This window comes from Haladaptatus sp. W1, assembly GCF_001723155.1.
GTDB classification, from domain to species: domain Archaea; phylum Halobacteriota; class Halobacteria; order Halobacteriales; family Haladaptataceae; genus Haladaptatus; species Haladaptatus paucihalophilus.
Genome location: NZ_MEIH01000277.1, coordinates 1 through 2,099, shown reverse-complemented (window position 1 = coordinate 2,099; position 2,099 = coordinate 1). Strand labels below are relative to the sequence as shown.

Genomic DNA, 2,099 nt, shown 5'->3' with positions numbered 1-2,099 from the left:
TTATTACCCGTTATCTCCACACAGAACCCATCTATCGCCCGAATTCGGGAATAACCTCGAAAACGAGTGTATCGTCGTTTCAGCACTTCTATCGCCACAAATCGGCGTCATTGGAGTTATCACGTGTTTTTAGACCACGGGTGGAATTACAGACAGTATGAAGAAACAGCCGCTTCTCGCGATCAGTGCCGTGTTTGCCCTGACTCTGCCGTGGCTCGTCACGGGTATTCTTCAGGAGGTATCCGGTCTTTCGAAGTGGTGATTGCCGGTTGGAAATCATCGATATACTCACAGACACCGACTACCGACGTAAAGCCTTGGGACAGAATGACACACGGTTGCCTCGTTGGTGGTCTGATGATGCAAGGAGAGCACACGGCGTGACAGGATGGGTAGGGGCATAGGATCCACGCCGTGTGTTGGGTTACGACGACTGCAGATTCCTCTTCGAAGGCGATCAATAAAGAAGTCACCCAACCAGAGCGGAAGTGAAACGAAACGCTGGCTCGCAGGTCGAGTGTTCGATCACAACAAGATGAATCGATTCCACATGTGAATACGTACACGACGTACTGGGTGCTGATAGTTAGTATAGAATACTACCCAAGAGCGATCGACCAAACACAGGAGAGACTCTAACGAGTAAATTGGAACTGGCAATTCACACCAGGAATATACTACTCTCTCAATGTCGAACAGATCGGCCACCCATCTAAATCTCGAGATTCTACATTTGTTAAGGTGTCCGACTCCGATTGAGTAACTGGAGAGACACACCTCTATCGATTTGTTCATTGGAAAGGAATCCATAGACGGATACTATAAAATTAATGAAGGGAAAAATGCCGAAATTGAGGATAGCACTCTCTAGACGTGATGGGCGAATATATCCTGACGGTAATCCAAAGACCACACTCACACCCCTATCGATTTGTTCTGGCGGGAAAGAGCATAGTGAGGAAGTCAACCACAGGGAATCCACGAAGGGATAGCTTACCAGAACTCATCCTTTGATAACTTCGGAATTCATATACCCAAATATTACCGTATTCGGCTGACTGCAGGCATATAGAACAAACCGATAGGGGTGAGACAATAGGAGTAGAACCTGGAAAACAGAGAAGGCAACAAATAGCTGCACGTCCCTGTTCTCTGTCTTGTGATCCTATTGGATCCTCTTTTAAGTAGCTGTTTGTCGGAAAATGGGCAGAGGGAACGTAATTAGAACAAATCGATAGGGGTGCGTCCCTCTAGCTAGTTATAGACTAGTACTAGAAAGAAAAGAAGAAAATAAAGAAAACGATTCTCAATTCTGCGCTAATCGTGCCGTAGATGCAACGACGGTCCATTCATGGATTCGACTACCCTCACCACCATTGTGGTTAGAACAAATCGATAGGGGTGAGAGGGTGTACTGGACTCATCGTAAATCGATCCAGACAAAGACTCTTTAACAAATCGTCGGGGGTCAAGGAAGACAGCAGTGTAACCTCCCGACATCCTGTTTCTGAGCGTCATACTGGCAGAAAAGAAATCGACAGGGGAACCTTTTAGTATCATGATAGAGTGGATCAAGTATGCCCACGGATCCTGGTCCCAAGGGAACTCCCAAGTCTACCGGTTCTATCAAAGATCTTATCCTTGAGCAGGAGGAAGCTGCGAGTCTCATCAAGAACCGTTCCCTCCTCGAACCAAACGAGATCGTCGATGAGGAACGGATTGTCGGTCGTGATACCCAACTCACGGATATTACTCAGCACCTTCGCGTCGCGATTAGTAACGAGCGGCCACCGAATCTCTTCCTCTATGGACCGTCTGGGACCGGGAAATCGCTCATCATCAACGCCGTCTGCCAGAACATCGTCGAACTCTGCGAAAGTCGTGATATCCGGTTCGGCGTCATCCAGATGAACTGCCAGAACGTGGGTACCCTCGGTGCAGCCGTTTATGAGCTTGCCCGAAAGGTGGCGAACGACATCGGAACGACTGTCGACGTTCCAGAACACGGCATTCCAAACAAGAAAAAATGGCGCGAACTCTACCGTCTTATCAACGAACACTACGATACGGTCGTGGTCATCCTCGATGAACTCGATATG

General features: G+C 48.0%; 1 protein-coding gene. It reads left to right on the top strand.

Going from position 1 to position 2,099, the window contains the following annotated elements:
* Nucleotides 1–1,577 precede the first annotated feature (1,577 nt).
* Nucleotides 1,578–2,099, top strand: a 522-nt coding sequence (locus BG842_RS27565) for an AAA family ATPase (protein ID WP_139136113.1), incomplete at its 3' end; no start/stop codon positions are given.